This window comes from Acidithiobacillus ferriphilus, assembly GCF_018854775.1.
GTDB lineage: Bacteria > Pseudomonadota > Gammaproteobacteria > Acidithiobacillales > Acidithiobacillaceae > Acidithiobacillus > Acidithiobacillus ferriphilus.
The window spans coordinates 1-1,111 of record NZ_JAAZTY010000275.1 but is presented as its reverse complement, the minus strand read 5'-3'; the positions used below and the strand labels follow the sequence as shown (position 1 = coordinate 1,111).

At 57.2% G+C, this 1,111-nt stretch carries 3 protein-coding genes; 2 read left to right on the top strand and 1 reads right to left on the bottom strand.

The window, feature by feature from the left end; translation table 11 throughout:
• Positions 1-35: 35 nt before the first annotated feature.
• Positions 36-446: a GtrA family protein gene (locus HF921_RS13200; protein ID WP_215849433.1), complete on the top strand. Its 411-nt coding sequence runs from the start codon at positions 36-38 to the stop codon at positions 444-446.
• On the opposite strand, the gene HF921_RS13195 is transcribed toward HF921_RS13200, so the two are convergent.
• Complete coding sequence (locus HF921_RS13195) at positions 344-607, bottom strand: hypothetical protein (protein ID WP_215894001.1); 264 nt, start codon at positions 605-607, stop codon at positions 344-346. The two genes, HF921_RS13200 and HF921_RS13195, sit on opposite strands and share 103 nt — an antisense overlap.
• An 84-nt stretch (positions 608-691) precedes the next feature.
• On the opposite strand from HF921_RS13195, the gene HF921_RS13190 reads away from it, so the two are divergent.
• Positions 692-1,111, top strand: a 420-nt coding sequence (locus HF921_RS13190; protein WP_215894000.1) for a glycosyltransferase, incomplete at its 3' end; no start/stop codon positions are given.

Below are 1,111 nucleotides of genomic sequence, written 5' to 3'. Positions count from 1 at the left end.
CCGCCATATCGCCCGGATGCTATAGGTACAGAGATATGCGTATTTTCTTTTCCCGCCAATTCATCGTGTTCATTCTGACGGGTGGATTTGCCGCAGCCGTGAATTTTTCTAGCCGTTTTTTTTATAATACCTTTGTGGATTTCCCTATGGCGGTCACCTTCGCGTATCTCACCGGCATGGTTACGGCTTTCGTTTTGGCTAAATTTTTTGTGTTTCAACAGGCGTCATACTCCACAGCTAAATCTGCCACCCTATTTGCCATTGTCAACATATTCGCATTCGCCCAAACTTGGGGCGTCAGCGTATTCTTAGCGTATCACCTGCTCCCGGTCATGGGTATTCATCAGTTCGACAAGGCGATCGCGTCCGCTGTAGGAATATCCATCCCAGTTTTCACCAGCTTCATTGCGCACAAGTACATCACTTTTCGGGAGGTGGCATCTTGAGTGCGAAAGACGGCGACGCAATTGCTGACGAGGTAGGGATCATGGGTGCGGGAAGCGGCATTGGCTGATTGCAAGGCCGCCAGAGCAGACGCGTCACGAAAGGTGTTGCTGAAGGCTGTGCCGCTGCGCAGGGGAAGGAAGCCAAGGCGTTCTATGCGCATTATGGATTTACACCCTGCCAGGGTAACCCGATGATCCTGTACCTACCGCTTGGCGCGAACTGATACATGACTGAGAGGAGCGGCTTGGATCAAGCTGCGGTGTACATCATTCTGCTCAACTGGAACAGCGCCGCCGACACCCTGCGCTGCCTGCGCGCATTGACCCTGTTGCGCGGGGTACAGGCGCGGGTGGTAGTGGTGGACAACGGCTCAGAACCTGCGGATCTGGAACGGCTGCGCTCGGGCATCGCCCGCTGGGGCCTTGCGGTGGAGCTGGTGGAAACGGGGGAGAATCTGGGCTTTGGCGGCGGCTGCAATGTCGGGATGCGCCTGACCCTGGAGCGAGGCGCCGAGTTTGTGTGGCTGCTCAATAATGATGCGGTGCCCCACCCCGAGGCCCTGCAGGCGATGTTGCGGGTGATGGCGCGGGATGGGGAGGTCGCGGCGGTGGGCTCGGTGATTTATGACCTGGAGCGGCCGGAGCGGGTGCAGACTTGGGGTGGG